At 71.6% G+C, this 14,070-nt stretch carries 17 protein-coding genes and 1 pseudogene; 11 read left to right on the plus strand and 7 right to left on the minus strand.

Annotated elements, in window-relative coordinates; genetic code table 11:
- Positions 1-992: 992 nt before the first annotated feature.
- Entirely contained in the window at positions 993-2,420 is a 1,428-nt protein-coding gene (locus KKZ08_RS36590) for a DEAD/DEAH box helicase (RefSeq protein WP_223778531.1), read from the minus strand.
- A 230-nt stretch (positions 2,421-2,650) separates the two neighbouring features.
- On the opposite strand from KKZ08_RS36590, the gene KKZ08_RS36595 reads away from it, so the two are divergent.
- From KKZ08_RS36595 to KKZ08_RS36605, 3 genes are all read left to right on the plus strand, one after another.
- Positions 2,651-3,250 (plus strand): GNAT family N-acetyltransferase, encoded by a 600-nt coding sequence (locus tag KKZ08_RS36595; protein ID WP_223778532.1) that lies wholly within the window; start codon positions 2,651-2,653, stop codon positions 3,248-3,250.
- 91 nt (positions 3,251-3,341) lie between these two features.
- Positions 3,342-4,130 carry a methyltransferase domain-containing protein gene (locus tag KKZ08_RS36600; protein WP_223778533.1) on the plus strand — a complete coding sequence of 263 codons (789 nt, stop codon included), beginning with the start codon at positions 3,342-3,344 and terminating at the stop codon, positions 4,128-4,130.
- A gap of 224 nt (positions 4,131-4,354) precedes the next feature.
- Positions 4,355-4,504: a hypothetical protein gene (locus KKZ08_RS36605; RefSeq protein WP_223778534.1), complete on the plus strand. Its 150-nt coding sequence runs from the start codon at positions 4,355-4,357 to the stop codon at positions 4,502-4,504.
- Between the two features lie 10 nt (positions 4,505-4,514).
- Here the strand turns inward: KKZ08_RS36605 and KKZ08_RS36610 are convergent, their stop codons facing one another.
- The 4 genes from KKZ08_RS36610 to KKZ08_RS36625 all read right to left on the minus strand — a co-directional run bounded on the left by KKZ08_RS36610 (position 4,515) and on the right by KKZ08_RS36625 (position 6,827).
- Complete coding sequence (locus KKZ08_RS36610) at positions 4,515-5,309, minus strand: class I SAM-dependent methyltransferase (RefSeq protein WP_223778535.1); 795 nt, start codon at positions 5,307-5,309, stop codon at positions 4,515-4,517.
- 83 nt (positions 5,310-5,392) lie between these two features.
- On the minus strand, positions 5,393-5,746 hold the full coding sequence (locus KKZ08_RS36615) for a peptidoglycan-binding domain-containing protein (RefSeq protein ID WP_223778536.1): 354 nt from the start codon (positions 5,744-5,746) through the stop codon (positions 5,393-5,395).
- A gap of 97 nt (positions 5,747-5,843) precedes the next feature.
- Complete coding sequence (locus KKZ08_RS36620) at positions 5,844-6,311, minus strand: hypothetical protein (RefSeq protein WP_223778537.1); 468 nt, start codon at positions 6,309-6,311, stop codon at positions 5,844-5,846.
- A gap of 66 nt (positions 6,312-6,377) precedes the next feature.
- A complete protein-coding gene (locus KKZ08_RS36625) occupies positions 6,378-6,827 on the minus strand; it encodes a hypothetical protein (protein WP_223778538.1) in 450 nt (149 codons plus the stop codon).
- 255 nt (positions 6,828-7,082) lie between these two features.
- On the opposite strand from KKZ08_RS36625, the gene KKZ08_RS36630 reads away from it, so the two are divergent.
- The gene (locus KKZ08_RS36630) at positions 7,083-8,081 is read left to right on the plus strand and encodes an RICIN domain-containing protein (RefSeq protein ID WP_223778539.1); all 999 of its coding nucleotides are present in this window, start codon (positions 7,083-7,085) and stop codon (positions 8,079-8,081) included.
- Between the two features lie 61 nt (positions 8,082-8,142).
- Positions 8,143-8,742 (plus strand): DinB family protein, encoded by a 600-nt coding sequence (locus KKZ08_RS36635; protein ID WP_223778540.1) that lies wholly within the window; start codon positions 8,143-8,145, stop codon positions 8,740-8,742.
- Positions 8,743-9,072: 330 nt separating this feature from the next.
- Here KKZ08_RS36635 and KKZ08_RS36640 read toward each other — a convergent pair whose 3' ends face one another.
- The gene (locus tag KKZ08_RS36640; RefSeq protein ID WP_223778541.1) at positions 9,073-9,486 is read right to left on the minus strand and encodes an arsenate reductase ArsC; all 414 of its coding nucleotides are present in this window, start codon (positions 9,484-9,486) and stop codon (positions 9,073-9,075) included.
- Between the two features lie 90 nt (positions 9,487-9,576).
- Here KKZ08_RS36640 and KKZ08_RS36645 point away from each other — a divergent pair, with 90 nt between their 5' ends.
- Both KKZ08_RS36645 and arsB read left to right on the plus strand, forming a co-directional pair.
- Positions 9,577-9,888, plus strand: a complete 312-nt coding sequence (locus KKZ08_RS36645; protein WP_223778542.1) for a metalloregulator ArsR/SmtB family transcription factor — start codon at positions 9,577-9,579, stop codon at positions 9,886-9,888.
- The gene (gene arsB, locus KKZ08_RS36650; protein ID WP_223778543.1) at positions 9,888-10,994 is read left to right on the plus strand and encodes an ACR3 family arsenite efflux transporter; all 1,107 of its coding nucleotides are present in this window, start codon (positions 9,888-9,890) and stop codon (positions 10,992-10,994) included. The genes KKZ08_RS36645 and arsB overlap by 1 nt, the downstream gene beginning before the upstream one ends.
- Positions 10,995-11,031: 37 nt before the next feature.
- On the opposite strand, the gene KKZ08_RS36655 is transcribed toward arsB, so the two are convergent.
- Complete coding sequence (locus KKZ08_RS36655; protein ID WP_223778544.1) at positions 11,032-11,379, minus strand: metalloregulator ArsR/SmtB family transcription factor; 348 nt, start codon at positions 11,377-11,379, stop codon at positions 11,032-11,034.
- 166 nt (positions 11,380-11,545) lie between these two features.
- Between KKZ08_RS36655 and KKZ08_RS36660 the strand changes: the two genes are divergently transcribed.
- From KKZ08_RS36660 to KKZ08_RS36675, 4 genes and pseudogenes are all read left to right on the plus strand, one after another.
- Positions 11,546-12,928 (plus strand): NAD(P)-binding domain-containing protein, encoded by a 1,383-nt coding sequence (locus tag KKZ08_RS36660; RefSeq protein ID WP_223778545.1) that lies wholly within the window; start codon positions 11,546-11,548, stop codon positions 12,926-12,928.
- 161 nt (positions 12,929-13,089) lie between these two features.
- Positions 13,090-13,335, plus strand: a complete 246-nt coding sequence (locus KKZ08_RS36665) for a chaplin (RefSeq protein ID WP_223778546.1) — start codon at positions 13,090-13,092, stop codon at positions 13,333-13,335.
- 72 nt (positions 13,336-13,407) lie between these two features.
- Positions 13,408-13,614: pseudogene (locus KKZ08_RS36670) on the plus strand (NAD(P)-dependent alcohol dehydrogenase); the annotation flags it as partial.
- Positions 13,615-13,631: 17 nt separating this feature from the next.
- Positions 13,632-14,066, plus strand: coding sequence for a hypothetical protein (locus tag KKZ08_RS36675; protein ID WP_346657907.1), 435 nt, complete (start codon positions 13,632-13,634; stop codon positions 14,064-14,066).
- Positions 14,067-14,070 lie beyond the last annotated feature (4 nt).

The following is a 14,070-nucleotide window of genomic DNA, read 5'->3' on the forward strand; positions in this document are numbered from 1 at the left end:
CCACTGTGCGGACGCCCTCGCGGTGCCGGAAGCTTTCTTGCCGAAAGGGCAAGTTGGCCTCCGGCGGCGGGGGGTTCGGCGTCTGCGGCAGGGCGTTCAGTGCCTTGGGTGGGGCTTTCAGCGCCCCTGGCGGGACGCCTCAGCGCCCCTGGCGGGACGCCTCAGCGCCCCTGGCGGGACGCCTCAGCGCCCCTGGCGGGGCGTTCAGTGCCTGCGGCGAGATGGTCAGCGCCTTGGTGGGACGCGCCTCCGGCGGGGTGGGCAGCGCCTCCGGCGGAACCTTCAGCGCCTCGGGCGAGCCGGTCAGTGCCTCGGGCGGGACGCTTGCGCCTTTGGCGGGATGCTATGCGGGCGGGACACTTGCGCCTCGGGCGGGACGCTCAGGGCTTCCGGCAGGATCGTCAGTGCCTCCGGCAGGGCGTTCAGTCCCTGCGGCGGGATGGTAAACGCCTTCGGTGGGACGCCTCGGCGCCCCTGGCGGAGCGTTCAGCGCCTTTGGTGGGACGTTCGGCGCCCCCGGCGGGGTGGTCAGGGCCGCGGTGGGACGCTCGCGTCCTCGACGGGGTGGTCAGTGCCTCGGGGGGACCTTCAGTGCCTCGGGCGGGACGTTCAGGCCTTCCGGCAGGATCGCCAGCGCCTTGGGCGGGGCGTTCAGTGCCTCGGCCGGATGGTCGGCGCCTCCGGCGGGATGCCTCAGCGCCTTCGGCGGGGCGTTCAGTGCTTGCGCCCAGATGGTAAACGCCTCCGGCGGGATGCCTCAGCTCCCCTGGCGGGACGTTCAGCGCCTGAGGCGGGACGTTCAGTGCCTTTGGTAGGACGCTCGTGCCCCCGGCGGGGTGGTCAGCGCTTCCCGCAGGGCTTTCAGTGCCTCGGGCGGGACGCTCAGCGCTTCCGGCAGGATCGTCAGTGCCTCCGGCGGGACGCTGGCACCCCGGCGGCCGGGCGGGACGCCAGCGGCCCCGGCGGGATAGTAGGCGCCCCGGCGGGACGCCTCAGCGCCCCCGGCGGACCATGGCCGCCCTGCGGGCCTCCGCGAGTTTGCGGGCCTCGCCCGACTTGCGGGACTTGCCGGCCGTGCCGCGCGAGGCGTCCTTGCTGGTGCCGAGGCCGCGGAAGGGGGCGTTGACGTTCTTGGGCCGGGGCGCGGCGGAACCACCGTCGAGCGGCGTGCCGGAAGGGGCCCTGGCCCCGGTGATCCGGCTCAGCTCCGCCTCGCCCGAACGCACCTTGGTGACCGTCGGCTCTACCCCGGCCTCGGACATCAGCCGGCTCATCTCGCGGCGCTGGCCGGACAGCACCAGCGTGACGACGCTGCCGGACTCGCCGGCCCGGGCGGTGCGGCCCGCGCGGTGCAGATAGTCCTTGGGGTCGGTGGGCGGATCGACGTTCACCACGAGGTCGAGGTCGTCGATGTGCAGGCCGCGGGCCGCGACGTTGGTCGCCACCAGGACGCTGATCTGCCCGTTCTTGAACTGCGCGAGGGTCCGGGTGCGCTGCGGCTGCGACTTGCCGCTGTGCAGCGCCGCGGCGTGCACCCCGCTGGCCCGCAGATGCCGGGTGAGCAGGTCGACGGAGTGCTTGGTGTCCAGGAACAGCAGGACGCGGCCCTCGCGGGCGGCGATCTCGGTGGTGACGGCGTACCGGTCGGGGCCGTGGACGACCAGGACATGGTGGTCCATCGTCGTGACCGCGCCCGCGGACGGGTCGACGGAGTGCACGACGGGCTCGTGGAGGTAGCTCTCGACCAACTGGTCGACGTCGCGGTCCAGGGTGGCCGAGAACAGCATCCGCTGACCGTCGGGGTGCACCTGGTCGAGCACGTCGGTGACCTGCGGCAAGAAGCCCATGTCGCACATCTGGTCGGCCTCGTCGAGAACCGTGATCCGGACCCGCGCGAGGCGGCAGGCCTTGCGCTCGATCAGGTCGTGGAGGCGGCCGGGAGTCGCGACGACGACCTCGGCGCCCTCGCGCAGCGCGGCGATCTGGCGGCCGATCGACATGCCGCCGACGACCGCGGCCATGCGCAGCCGGAGCGCGTCGGCGTACGGCGTGAGCGCCTCGGTGACCTGCTGGGCCAGCTCGCGGGTCGGCACCAGGATCAGGGCGAGCGGCTGCTTCGGCTCCGCGCGGCGCCCGGCGGTGCGCGCGAGCAGCGGCAGACCAAAGGCGAGCGTCTTGCCGGAACCGGTGCGGCCGCGCCCCAGGACGTCACGTCCCGCGAGGCCGCTGGGCAGTGTGGCCGCCTGGATCGGGAAGGGCTCGCGCACGCCCTGTTCGGTGAGGGTGCGCAGGACCGCGGCCGGCAGTTCCAGATCGGCGAAGGAGGTGATCGCGGGCGCGGCCGGGGCGGAGCCGTCGAGGCCGTCGCCAGGGACTCCGGTGGCGGTGCCGGTGGTGCCGGGGCGGTCCGTACGCTTCATGAAGAGCCTTCCGCAGGGGAACATACCGAGGAAGGCCCGGCAGGATGGTGGTTGCTGGCAGCAGGGCGAGCGGTCGACGAACGCCGCGACCCCTGCGGGGCAGGAGCATCGGCCGTCACGCGCGCACAAACGTCTGAGGGTAACACAAAGTGACATCCCGGCGCGGGGCGGTGGCCCTGGCGCCGATCAGGGACAGCTCACGGTAAGGCCGACCATGCCATCGTGGTGTCGTGACCATCGAAGTCCGCCCGGCTTCGCGCTTCGAGGACGTCCGTGCCCTGCTCGGCCCGAAGTCGCCCGGCGCCAACGTGTGCTGGTGCCTCAGCTACCGGATTCCCTCCCGGCTCAACAACGAGCTCCGCGGTCCGGCCCGCGGAGCCTACGTCGCCGAGCTGTGCCGCACGGGGCCCGGGCCGGGCGTGCTCGCCTACGACGGCGACGAACCGGTGGGCTGGGCGGCCGTGGCACCGCGCTCCGACACCTCGTTCGCGCGCAGCCGTACGATCCCGCACGTCGACGACCTGCCGGTCTGGTCACTGTGGTGCATCCGCGTACGGCCGGGCCACCGCAAGCAGGGCATCTCGCACGTCCTCATCGCCGGGGCGGTCGAGTTGGCGAGGGCCCAGGGAGCGCCCGCGATCGAGGCGTACCCCATTGACAACAGTGCCCGTGGCGGCAGTGGCGGCAGTGGCGGAGCCAAGGTGGACCTGACGATGGCGTACGCCGGGATCAGGAAGAACTTCGAACGTGCCGGATTCACCCACGCCGCCGACACGACCTCGGTCCTCGCCGGTCACCCCCGCGTCGTGATGCGCCTCGACCTGCGCTGACCGCGCCGCGCCGTGCGGCCCGACCCCAACAGCCCGACCCGGCCGCAACAGCCCGACCCGGCCCAACAGGCAACCCGGCTATCGTCACCGGATGTCTGGAGCCACCGAGAAGTCCGACACCGCCATGGCCAAGTGGCAGGAGTGGCAGGACGCCCCTTGGGGCCGTCTGCGCTACGCGATCGCCGAGGCGAACCTACTCCGTCACCTGGGCGGCGACGGCCCCCCGTTGCGCATACTCGACCTGGCCGGCGGCGACGGCGGTGACGCCGTGCGTCTCGCCGCGCGCGGGCACCGCGTCACCGTCGTCGACCACGCCCCCGCCATGCTCGCCGCCGCGACCGAACGGGCCGCCGCGGCGGGCCTGACGGAGCTGATCACCTGCGTGCACGCCGACGTCACCGCTCTGCCGCCGGACCTCGCCGAGGGGGAGTTCGACGTGGTGCTGTGCCACAACCTCCTCCAGTACGTGGACGACGTGCCGGGCACTCTCGCCGCGGCTCTCGCTCCGTTGCGGTGCGGCGGTCTGTTCTCCGTCATGGCGATCAACCGGCACTCGGCCGCCCTGACCGCCGCCGTCCGCGAGATGGACCCCGCGGCCGCGCTGGCCGCACTGGACACCGACCGGGCCCGTACGCAGACGTTCGACATGGCGCTGCGGCTCCACACGGCCGAGGAGATCACCCCCGTACTGCGGACCCTCGGCTGCGAGGACGTGCGGCACTACGGGATCCGCGGTTTCTGCGACTACATCACCGACGACGCACGGAAGCACGAACCGGCGTTCTACGCCCGGCTGGAGCAGCTCGAACTCGCCACGACCGCACGCCCGCCCTACATGCACACCGCCCGCCTCTTCCAGCTGACGGCGCGAAAAAAGTGAAGCCGCTCGTCTCCCCAACACCCCTGCCACACAATGCGGTTGGAATATTCGCGCAAGCATGGTGCGGTGCGGGGCGCGCTTGGATACTGATGGGCATGCCGAACAAAGAGGAAGGGTGGCGGCCCCCGGGCTACAACGGGCCGGGATGGGAACCGCCCAAGGTTCCCCCCGGCGGCCCGGGCCAAGACGACAGGGGTGGCCCTGAGGGTCGGTCCCGCTGGAGCGTGCCGGGTGTGGTGGCGGTGGTCGCGGTCGTGATCTGGACCGTGCTGGCCTATCAGTGGACGGAACAGAACGACTGCGAGGTCCCGGAGTCGTATGGCCTGGTCCTCTCCCACGGGACCCCGGACCCCTGGGAGATGTGCGGCGACTAGCCCCCGCGCATCACGCCGGAGCCGGCCCGTCCGCCCCGGCCGCGCTCCGCGACGCGGTGACGATCCAGACGGATCCGGGGATCCGTACGCCGTCCGCCGTCTCGAACTCCGTGAGCGCATCGCGTACTTCGGCGCGGACGCGGGTCACGGTCGTGTGTTCGGTGTCGCGCAGGTTGTGGCGCGTCGGGCCCATGGCGAAGAGGAAGTCGGTGGCGTCGTCCGCGTCGGAGCCGAAGGTCATGGGGGCCTCGGCGGGGGTCACGCCGATGTCGGCGAAACCGGCGGCGGCGAGCACGTCGCGGATGCGGGCGGGGTCGGGGAGCGACCCCATGCCGCGCGCCGCCGGGGATGGTTCGCGCAGATGCGGTGAGAGCGCGGCGGTCGCCCGGGCGTACGCGCTGTCCGGGCCCCCTGGCCGGGGCGTGAGGAAGGCGAGCCGGCCGCCCGGTGCCAGAGCGGTCCTGAGGTGGGCGAAGGCCGCGACGAGGTCGGTGAAGAACATCACGCCACCGCGGCTGATGACGACGTCGAACCCGCCCGCGGGAAAGGGGTGCACCTGGGCGTCACCCTGCTCGAAGGTGACGTTGTCCAGGCCTTCCGCGAGGGCGTCATGGCGAGCGCGTGCCAGCATCGGCGCCGACAGGTCGACGCCGACGACGCGTCCGGCGTGCGCCTGTTGGGCGGCGAGACGCGTCGTGCGGCCGGTGCCGCAGCCGCGGCATCGAGGTGTGGAGCAGCGACTCCGTACGGCCCGTCGGCCGGGTGTCGCCGGGTGTCCCCTACGCGCCACGTCGTCCGGCGCCACTGGCGTGACACGGGGGCCGTGACCGGGCGGGGTCGCTCCCTGCCCTGGTCCCGGCCCCGTACCTGTACGGCCACGCGGATCGCTCAGGGGTGCAGGGCACCCCAGGTGGCGGCGTCGACGACGCCCGTGACGGGCAGGGCGAACTGCCGTTGCAGGTGCTCGACCGACGCCTTGGTGACCTCTTCGAAGACGCCGTTCATGGGGACGTTCACGTAGCGGTAGACCTCGTTGAGGATGCACTGGAGGTGGCGTACGGCCTCTCCCGTGCTGCCCATCTGGAGGGTGGTGTGTCCGCCCAGGTACATGCACAGGCGCCATTCGGCGGCCGCCGCGCGCTGCGGTGCGCGGGCGGTGGCGGGGCCTGTGGCGGACATCGCCAGCGCGGCGGCGGCCACGGCCACCGCGGCGGCCGTACGGATCGTGCGTCCGTTCTTCATCGGGTCTCCTCCTCGCGCCCGGTGGGCGCCTGCTGGGCCCGGCCCGGGCCGGCCGGGTCGGGTGGTGCGGCGGTGCGTGACAGATCGGGGGCGGCTGTCAGTACCAGGGGCAGCGCGGCAGCCCGGCGACGGGGTGAGACATGGTGGAGGGGATCTTGACGACCTCCGCGGGGACGTTGCCCCAGCCCTTGATGCGGGGCAGCTCACCCACCTGGTCGCCCTGGGTGTAGTACCAGACGTTGTTGCCCTGGGTGTCCCTCGGCCCGATGGTGTAGCAGGTGAACCAGGACGGCGTCAGGCGCAGCCACCCGGTGATCGGGGCGTCGAAGGAGGGCCTTCCGTACACGTCGGACGGAAGGTTGTCGCAGTACAGCGCCTTGGTGAACGCGTTGCCGATGGTGTCGCGCAGATCGAGGCCCTCCTGAAGGGAACAGGTGGCCCGCTCGCCGGCGCTCGCGGGAGCGGCCGACAACGGCAGACACAGCAGCGCGCCGACGGCCGCGGCGACGGCGGCCGCGCGGGGCGAGAGGCGCGGGATGCGCGGGAGGAACGGTCTCCTGTTCACGACGTACTCCTGATGGCTCGTCATGTGCCGGAAGAACAAGGAAGTTTCCGGGGGGAGGGCCGGGCATCACGACCAGGGGCATTGCGTGAGGCCGGGGAAGGGGTGCTGAGGGGCCTTGACCGCGACCGCGGGCATGTAGCCCCACGCCTTGACGGTGGGGGAGGACATGACCTGATCGCCCTGGGTGTAGTACCAGATGTTGTTGCCCATGTAGTCGGAGCCCTCCTTCCAGCACACGAACCAGCGCGGACTGAAGAGCATCTTGCCCACCACCGGGCTGGTCGAGCGTGACTGGATGCGCACCGAGCCGGGGGTGAGATCGCACCACATGTCCCCGGTGAAGTTCATCCCGGTCCAGTCCACGTGCGGCTCGCTGGGACGCAGCCAGCACGCCGGATCCGCGGCGGTCGCCGCGGCGGCGGGCGCGGTGAGCGCCCCGCACACCAGCACGGCGGCGGCCAGTGGGCCCACTGCCTCGCGAAGCCGACGCAGCCGGCCCCTGGGTCTTCCACTCATGGCGCGTACACCCCTCGTCTCGGTCGACCGATCCGTACGTCTCTGGCGCTACGGGGCCGATGGTGACCGCGCGGACTGACGTACCGCTGACAAATGAGTTCCGAGTCCGAGCCCCTCTGCGACCGTCCCTGCGCGGGTAGTTGAGTGTCAGGCTCACGTCAGCCCGCCGTGCGAGGCTCCGCTCGCTCCGCCGACATCCGGTACGTCCGGCTTACCGGTACGCCCGGCTCACAGGCCCACCCGAGGGGACGGCTCATGCGAAGACCAGGCCACAGACGTCCGTGCTCCCGCTCCGCCGCGCTGCTCGCCGCCGTCGCCCTTCTCCTCGCCCTGGTGGGCGCGCAGGGCATGGCGAGCGCGGCATCGACGGCGGTGCAGGACATCAACATCGTCTCCACTCACAGCGGCATGTGCCTCGAAGTCGGTACCGCCACCGAGGGGGAGGTGATCACACAGCGCCGTTGCGCGGGCCGCAAGAACGCGCTGTGGACGCTGAAGTCATCTCCCCTGGGCGGTGGTTCGTACCAGATCGTCAATGTCTACAGCGGCAAGTGCATGGCGGTGGAGAACTCCAGCCCCGCCGCCGGCGCCCTCGTACGGCAGCAGACCTGCGGCAGCCAGCCCGGCGCGAGCTTCGTCTTCACCGAGACCGACGGTGGTGTCTGGCTCCAGCCCAGGACCGTCACTCCGTCCCCGCAGTGCCTGGAGATCACCGAATCCTCCACCGCCGACGGGGCGCGGCTGCGGCAGTGGGGCTGTGACCGCCAGCCCGGTGCCGTCTTCACCCAGGAGCGGTACCAGGGCCCGCCGCTCGGCTGGGCGAAGATCCGCCCGGCGAGCGCGCCCTCGCTGTGCGTCACCGAAGGCCGCGACCGCAAGGGCCTCTACCCCAGCGCCGTCGCCGTGCAGAGGGCGTGTGCCCAGGCGGTCCCGCCGCGCACCTACCTCGAAGAGGTCGGCGCCGGCCGCTACCGCATCCAGTGGCATCACCCCGAATTCGGCATCGGCTGTCTGACCGTCATGAACGGCGGCCCGGTCCCCGGCATGCTCGAACCGTGGGACGCCTGTGCCTCCGCCGGCGTGTTCCTGGTCGAGCCGGTCGAGACCCCGGCGCCGGGCGGCTTCCGCATCCGGGAGGCGGCGACGGGCCAGTGTCTGGGCATGGTGGACGGCGGCACGGCGGAGGGTGTCGAGCTCATGCGCCAGTCGTGTACGTCGGCGCTGTCCCAGGAGTTCTTCATCGACCCGGAGTGACGGAGCGGGACGCCGAATGACGCCTTGAGCCCGCAGGCGGCGCGTGACAGGGTCGGGCCCCATGATCGATGACTTCGCGAAAGAGTACTTGCACAGCGATCTGCGACAGATGCGCGAGGCGATGCTCTGGAAGGTCGACGGGCTCGGTGAGTACGACATCCGCCGCCCCCTGACCGTGACGGGGACCAACCTTCTCGGCCTCGTCAAGCATCTGTCCGTCTGGGAGTCCAGGTACCTCGGCGAGGTCTTCGACCGCCCGTTCCCCGAACCGCTGCCCCGCTGGGACGACGTCGGGGAACGCGGCGCCGACCTGTGGGCTACCGAACATGAGACGCGGGAGGAGGTCATAGGCCGCTACCGCCGCGTATGGGAGCACTCGGACGCGACGATCGCCGCGCTGACCCTCGACTCTCCCGGCTTCGTGCCCTGGTGGCCGCGTCCCGACGTGCAGCTGTTCACCGTCCTGGTGCACATGCTCACCGAGACAGGCAGGCACGTCGGACACGCGGACATCTTGCGCGAACAGCTCGATGGCTCGACAGGGACGGCTGCCGAATACGCCACTGCGCCGCACGACGCGGCCTTCTGGGAAGCCCACTGTGCGAGGCTCGAGCGAGCGGCGACAGCGGCGGCCGCCACGTCCGGCGGCCGAGATCAGTGAATCCGGGGGGCGACGTGGCAGGTGAGGGCAGCAGCTCAAGACGGCCACGGCGTACCGATTTCGGCGTGCCCGCGTTGTTCGCGTCGGCTTCGGTCTCATCGCGGTGGCACCCGTACTGTCCAAGGCCGTGCCGAGCGTCCCGCTCGAACAGGTGTCGGCCGGAGGGCGGCTGTCGCCGCCATGGTCCTGGGTGCGGCCGCCGGAATCGCCTTGACCATGGTGGTTGCTCGCGCGCTGGTCTGAGACCACAACTCCACGCCCGAGCCCTGCCCTTCGGGCGGGCAGGCCTCATGGGAGACCGGGCGGCCGGGCGGTACACGCGCGTCCCGTTCAGGCCGTCCGCTCGGGCGCGATCTCCGCGATCAGTCCCTCGACCAGGACCTTGATCTCGTCGCGGATGGGACGCACGGCGGCGACGCCCTGGCCCGCGGGGTCGTCGAGCTGCCAGTCGAGGTAGCGCTTGCCCGGGAAGACGGGGCAGGTGTCGCCGCAGCCCATCGTGACGCAGACGTCCGACTCTTCGACCGCGTCGACGGTGAGGACCTTCGGTGTCTCGGCGGAGATGTCGATGCCCACCTCACGCATGGCCTCGACCGCCGCCGGGTTCACACGCTGCCCGGGATCCGATCCCGCCGAGCGGACCTCCACGCGGTCGCCCGCGAGGTGGGCCAGCCAGGCGGCGGCCATCTGGGAGCGGCCGGCGTTGTGGACGCAGACGAACAGGACGGAGGGCTTCTGGGGCATCTGAGGTCTCTCTTGTCTTGTGCTTGTACCCGGCGCCTTGTTGCTTGTACCTGGTCGCATCATTGGCTGCTGATGTGACAATATCAGCCCATGATGACGTCAGCCGACACTGAACTGATCAGAGTCCTCGCCGACCCGCTCAGGCTCGAGATCGTGACCCTGCTCGCCCACGAGACCCTGTGCACCACCCACCTCGTGGAGGAGACGGGCGCCCGGCAGACGAACCTCTCCAACCATCTGCGCGTCCTGCGTGAGGCCGGGGTGGTGGAGACGGAGCCCTGCGGCCGCTTCACCTACTACAAGCTGAAGCCCGAGGTCATCGAGGCGCTCGCGGCCTCGTTCGGTGAACTCGCCGAGGCCGCGCGCACCACCGTCGAGACCGACCGGAAGCGGGCCTGCTGATGACCGCCACCGACCCCGGCACCACATCACCGCCCGAGGGCGGCGCGGACGTCTCGGTCGTCGCCAAGCTCTCCACCCTCGACCGCTACCTCGCCGTGTGGATCCTCCTCGCGATGGCCGTGGGCATCGGCCTCGGACGCCTCGTCCCGGGGCTCGGCGGCACCCTCGCCAAGGCCGAGGTCGGCGGCATCTCGCTGCCCATCGCCATCGGCCTGCTGGTCATGATGTATCCGGTCCTCGCCAAGGTCCGCTACGACAAGCTCGACGCCGTGACCGGCGACCGCAGGCTCATGGTGTCGTCGCTGGTCGTCAACTGGATCGTCGGCCCGGCCGTGATGTTCGCGCTGGCCTGGACGTTCCTGCCCGACCTGCCCGAGTACCGCACCGGCCTCATCATCGTCGGCCTGGCCCGCTGCATCGCCATGGTCATCATCTGGAACGACCTGGCGTGCGGCGACCGCGAGGCGGCCGCCGTGCTCGTGGCCCTCAACTCCGTCTTCCAGGTGGTCGCGTTCGGCCTCCTCGGCTGGTTCTACCTCGACCTGCTGCCGAAGTGGCTCGGCCTCGGCGACGGGGAGCACCTGGACATCTCCATGTGGAAGATCGCCCTGAACGTCGTCATCTTCCTCGGCGTCCCGCTCCTCGCCGGATTCCTCACCCGCCGTCTCGGCGAGAAGAGGCTCGGCCGCGAGACGTACGAGTCCGGCTTCCTCCCCAGGATCGGCCCCTGGGCGCTCTACGGACTGCTCTTCACGATCGTGATCCTCTTCGCCCTGCAAGGCGGGACCATCACCTCGCAGCCCCTGGACGTGGCCCGCATCGCGCTGCCGCTCCTGGTGTACTTCGCCGTCATGTTCTTCGGCACCTTCCTGCTGGGCAAGGCGCTCGGCCTCGCCTACGACCGCACGGCGACGCTCGCGTTCACCGCGGCGGGCAACAACTTCGAACTCGCCATCGCCGTCGCCATCGCCACCTTCGGTGTGACCTCCGGCCAGGCCCTGTCCGGTGTCGTCGGACCGCTCATCGAGGTCCCGGTCCTCATCGGGCTCGTGTACGTGTCGCTGGCCTGGCGCGAGAAGTTCGCCCCGGCCGGGCGCCCGATGTGACGCCGTACGGGACGGGGGTGGCCTGGACCGGCGGCCGTCACGCGCCGACGCGCCCCAGGATGTGCCCCATCGCCGCGAGCACGGACGGCTCGACGCGGTAGTACACCCACGTCCCGCGCCGCTCGGAGGTGAGCAGTCCGGCCTCCTTCAGCTTCTTCAGGTGGTGGGAGACGGTCGGCTGGGAGACCCCGACGTCGGAGATGTCGCACACGCACGCCTCGCCGCCGTCGTGCGAGGCGACCAGCGAGAACAGCCTCAGCCGGACCGGGTCGCCGAGCGCCTTGAACATCGCGGCCGTCCGCACCGCCTCCTCGGCGGTGAGGGGGCGCTCCGTCAGGGGCGGGCAGCAGGGTTCGACATGCTCGACAGACTCGTCATTCGGCATGTGTCTATGTTGACGCATGTCGAATCAACAGGCCAACACGGTCGGTGGGGCCGATGGGGTCGATGGAACCGCTTGAATCGATACCTGTCTATGTTGACGCTTGTCGAAGCAGGTGCCATGCTGGCCGCACAAGACATCGACAGACGTCGAATCAAAGGGGAGCACCGTGAACGCGTCCAGCGCCGTCCTGCCCGTCGTGGTCATCGGAGCCGGCCCCATCGGCCTCGCCGCGGCCGCCCACCTCGTCGAGCGGGGCATCGAACCCCTGGTACTCGAAGCCGGCGACAGCGCGGGCAGCGCCGTGCGCGAGTGGTCGCACGTACGCCTCTTCTCCCCGTGGGCCGAGGTCGTCGACCCGGCCGCCGAGAAGCTCCTCACCCCCACCGGCTGGGTGCGGCCCGACGGCGCCACCTACCCCACCGGCGGCGACTGGGCACGGAAGTACCTGACGCCGCTGGCCGACGTGCTGGGCGACAGCGTCCGCTTCGGCGTGACGGTGACCGGGGTCTCCCGCCGGGGCCGCGACCGTGTCGTCGACGCCGACCGCGAACAGCAGCCCTTCACCGTGTACGTCCGTGACAGCGACGGCGGCGAGCGGCGCGTCGTCGCCCGCGCCGTCATCGACGCCTCCGGCACCTGGACGACCCCCGGCCCGCTCGGCGGCGACGGCCTGCCCGCGCTCGGCGAACGAGCCGCCTCGGACCGCATCTCGTACCGCGTGCCCGACCTCGGGGACGCGGCCGTCCGCGCCCGGTACGCGGGCAGGCGCACGGCGGTCATCGGCTCCGGAGCCTCCGCGTTCACCACGCTCGCCCTCCTGGCCGGCCTCGCCGAGGAGGTGCCGGGCACCCACGCGGTGTGGGTGCTGCGGCGAGGCATCAGCGGCTCCACCTTCGGCGGCGGTGCGGCCGACCAGCTCCCGGCCCGCGGTGCCCTGGGCCTCGCGGCGAAGGCAGCCGTGGACGACGGCCATGCCGATGCCGTCACCGGCTTCCGCACCGGCGCCGTGGACAGGAGCGGCGAACGGCTGGTGCTGATCGCCGAGGACGGCCGCCGCCTCGACCCGGTCGACGAGGTCATCGTCCTGACCGGCTTCCGTCCCGACCTCTCCTTCCTCGGCGAACTCCGGCTCGGCCTCGACGAACGCCTCCAGGCGCCCGTCGGACTCGCCCCGCTGATCGACCCCAACCAGCACTCGTGCGGCACCGTCTACCCGCACGGGGTCAAGGAGTTGACCCACCCGGAGAAGGGCGTCTACCTGGTCGGCATGAAGAGTTACGGCCGCGCCCCGACGTTCCTCGCCATGACCGGCTACGAGCAGGTCCGCTCCATCGCCGCGGCCCTCGCGGGAGACCACGAGGCCGCCGGGCGCGTGGAGTTGACCCTCCCCGAGACGGGAGTCTGCGGCGGATCGGGCCTCTTCGACGAACCGGCCGACACCGGCGATGGCACCGGCACCGGCATCGGCGACGCGTCCGGCGGCTGCTGCGGGACCCCGTCGACGCTCCGGATCGGCGCGGCCGCGCCCGCGTCTTCCGGCGGCTGCTGAGCGGAGGTGAGCGGCGGCTCCTCGCCCCGGCCGAGTCGGCCCGCAGGCCGCCGGGGCCGGGCCTCCTCGTGTCACCCGAACGGCCCTGAGCAGTCGCGAGAAGGGGCGGCGGGCTATCTGCTGGAGAGCGATCGCTTTTCCTACACCGAGGAGATCACCCCATGCGTGTCCGTACTCTCAGCGCCGCTGTCCTGCTCGCCGCCAGTGCCGTGGTCGGCGGCGCGGGCCAGGCTCTCGCCGACGGCGACGACCCCTCCGCCGTGGGTCATGTCCACGACAGCCCCGGCGTCCTGTCCGGCAACGCCGTTCAGGTGCCGGTCGAAGTCGATGCCAACGTCTGCGGCAACACCATCGACATCATCGGGCTCCTCAACCCCGCGAGCGACAACAAGTGCAAGAACCACTGACACGAACCACTGAACGGACGGCTGCGGCCCGGTCCCGGGGGAGTCCCCGCGGCCGGGCTCCGGTCTGTCACCACCCCGGCCCGAAGCGTCACCCCGGACGTCACCGACGGGAAGCTGCGGTACCCGTGGTCTCGGCGCCCAGGCGGTGTTCGACTTCGTCGGCACACCGCCCGCGGTGGCCACGGCGACCGCCTGCGCCGCGGTGGAGGCGGACGTAACGTGGCGGTCCGCTCCCCGTACTGGGGCAGCAGGGCCGAGCTGGCCGAGGCCCTGGACCTCCCCACGGGCCGAGACCAGTGCCCAAGACGCAGCGCGACGGCAGGGAGCGTCGCTGGCGGGCCGTGCACGAGGTCACCTCCTGGAGCAACGAGGCGATGGAGGCCTCGCCCGGCAGCCGTGACTTCGTCGGCATGATGCGCAGACGTCAGATCCAGCACCTCGGGGAGGCGTTGACGCGGCACGAGCAGGACATGGAAGCGGGACGGCTGTCCCCGCAGTGGGTGGAGCCCTCCGGCATCAGCGACATGCTGCCCCGCCTGACTCCGGACTCACTCGCGGAGCTGTGGCGGACGTTCGAGGACAAGCTCGCGGAGCTGACCACGCGCGACGCGTCGGACCCACGAGCCGCCCGGACGGTGCTCTTCACGGCCGGCCTGCCCCTGGCGTCACGCCCGACGGCGGAGGACCCCCCGGCAGCCGGGGATGGACCGCACACCGCGGGGCCCGCGTGACGAA

Source organism: Streptomyces sp. 135, assembly GCF_020026305.1.
GTDB lineage: Bacteria > Actinomycetota > Actinomycetes > Streptomycetales > Streptomycetaceae > Streptomyces.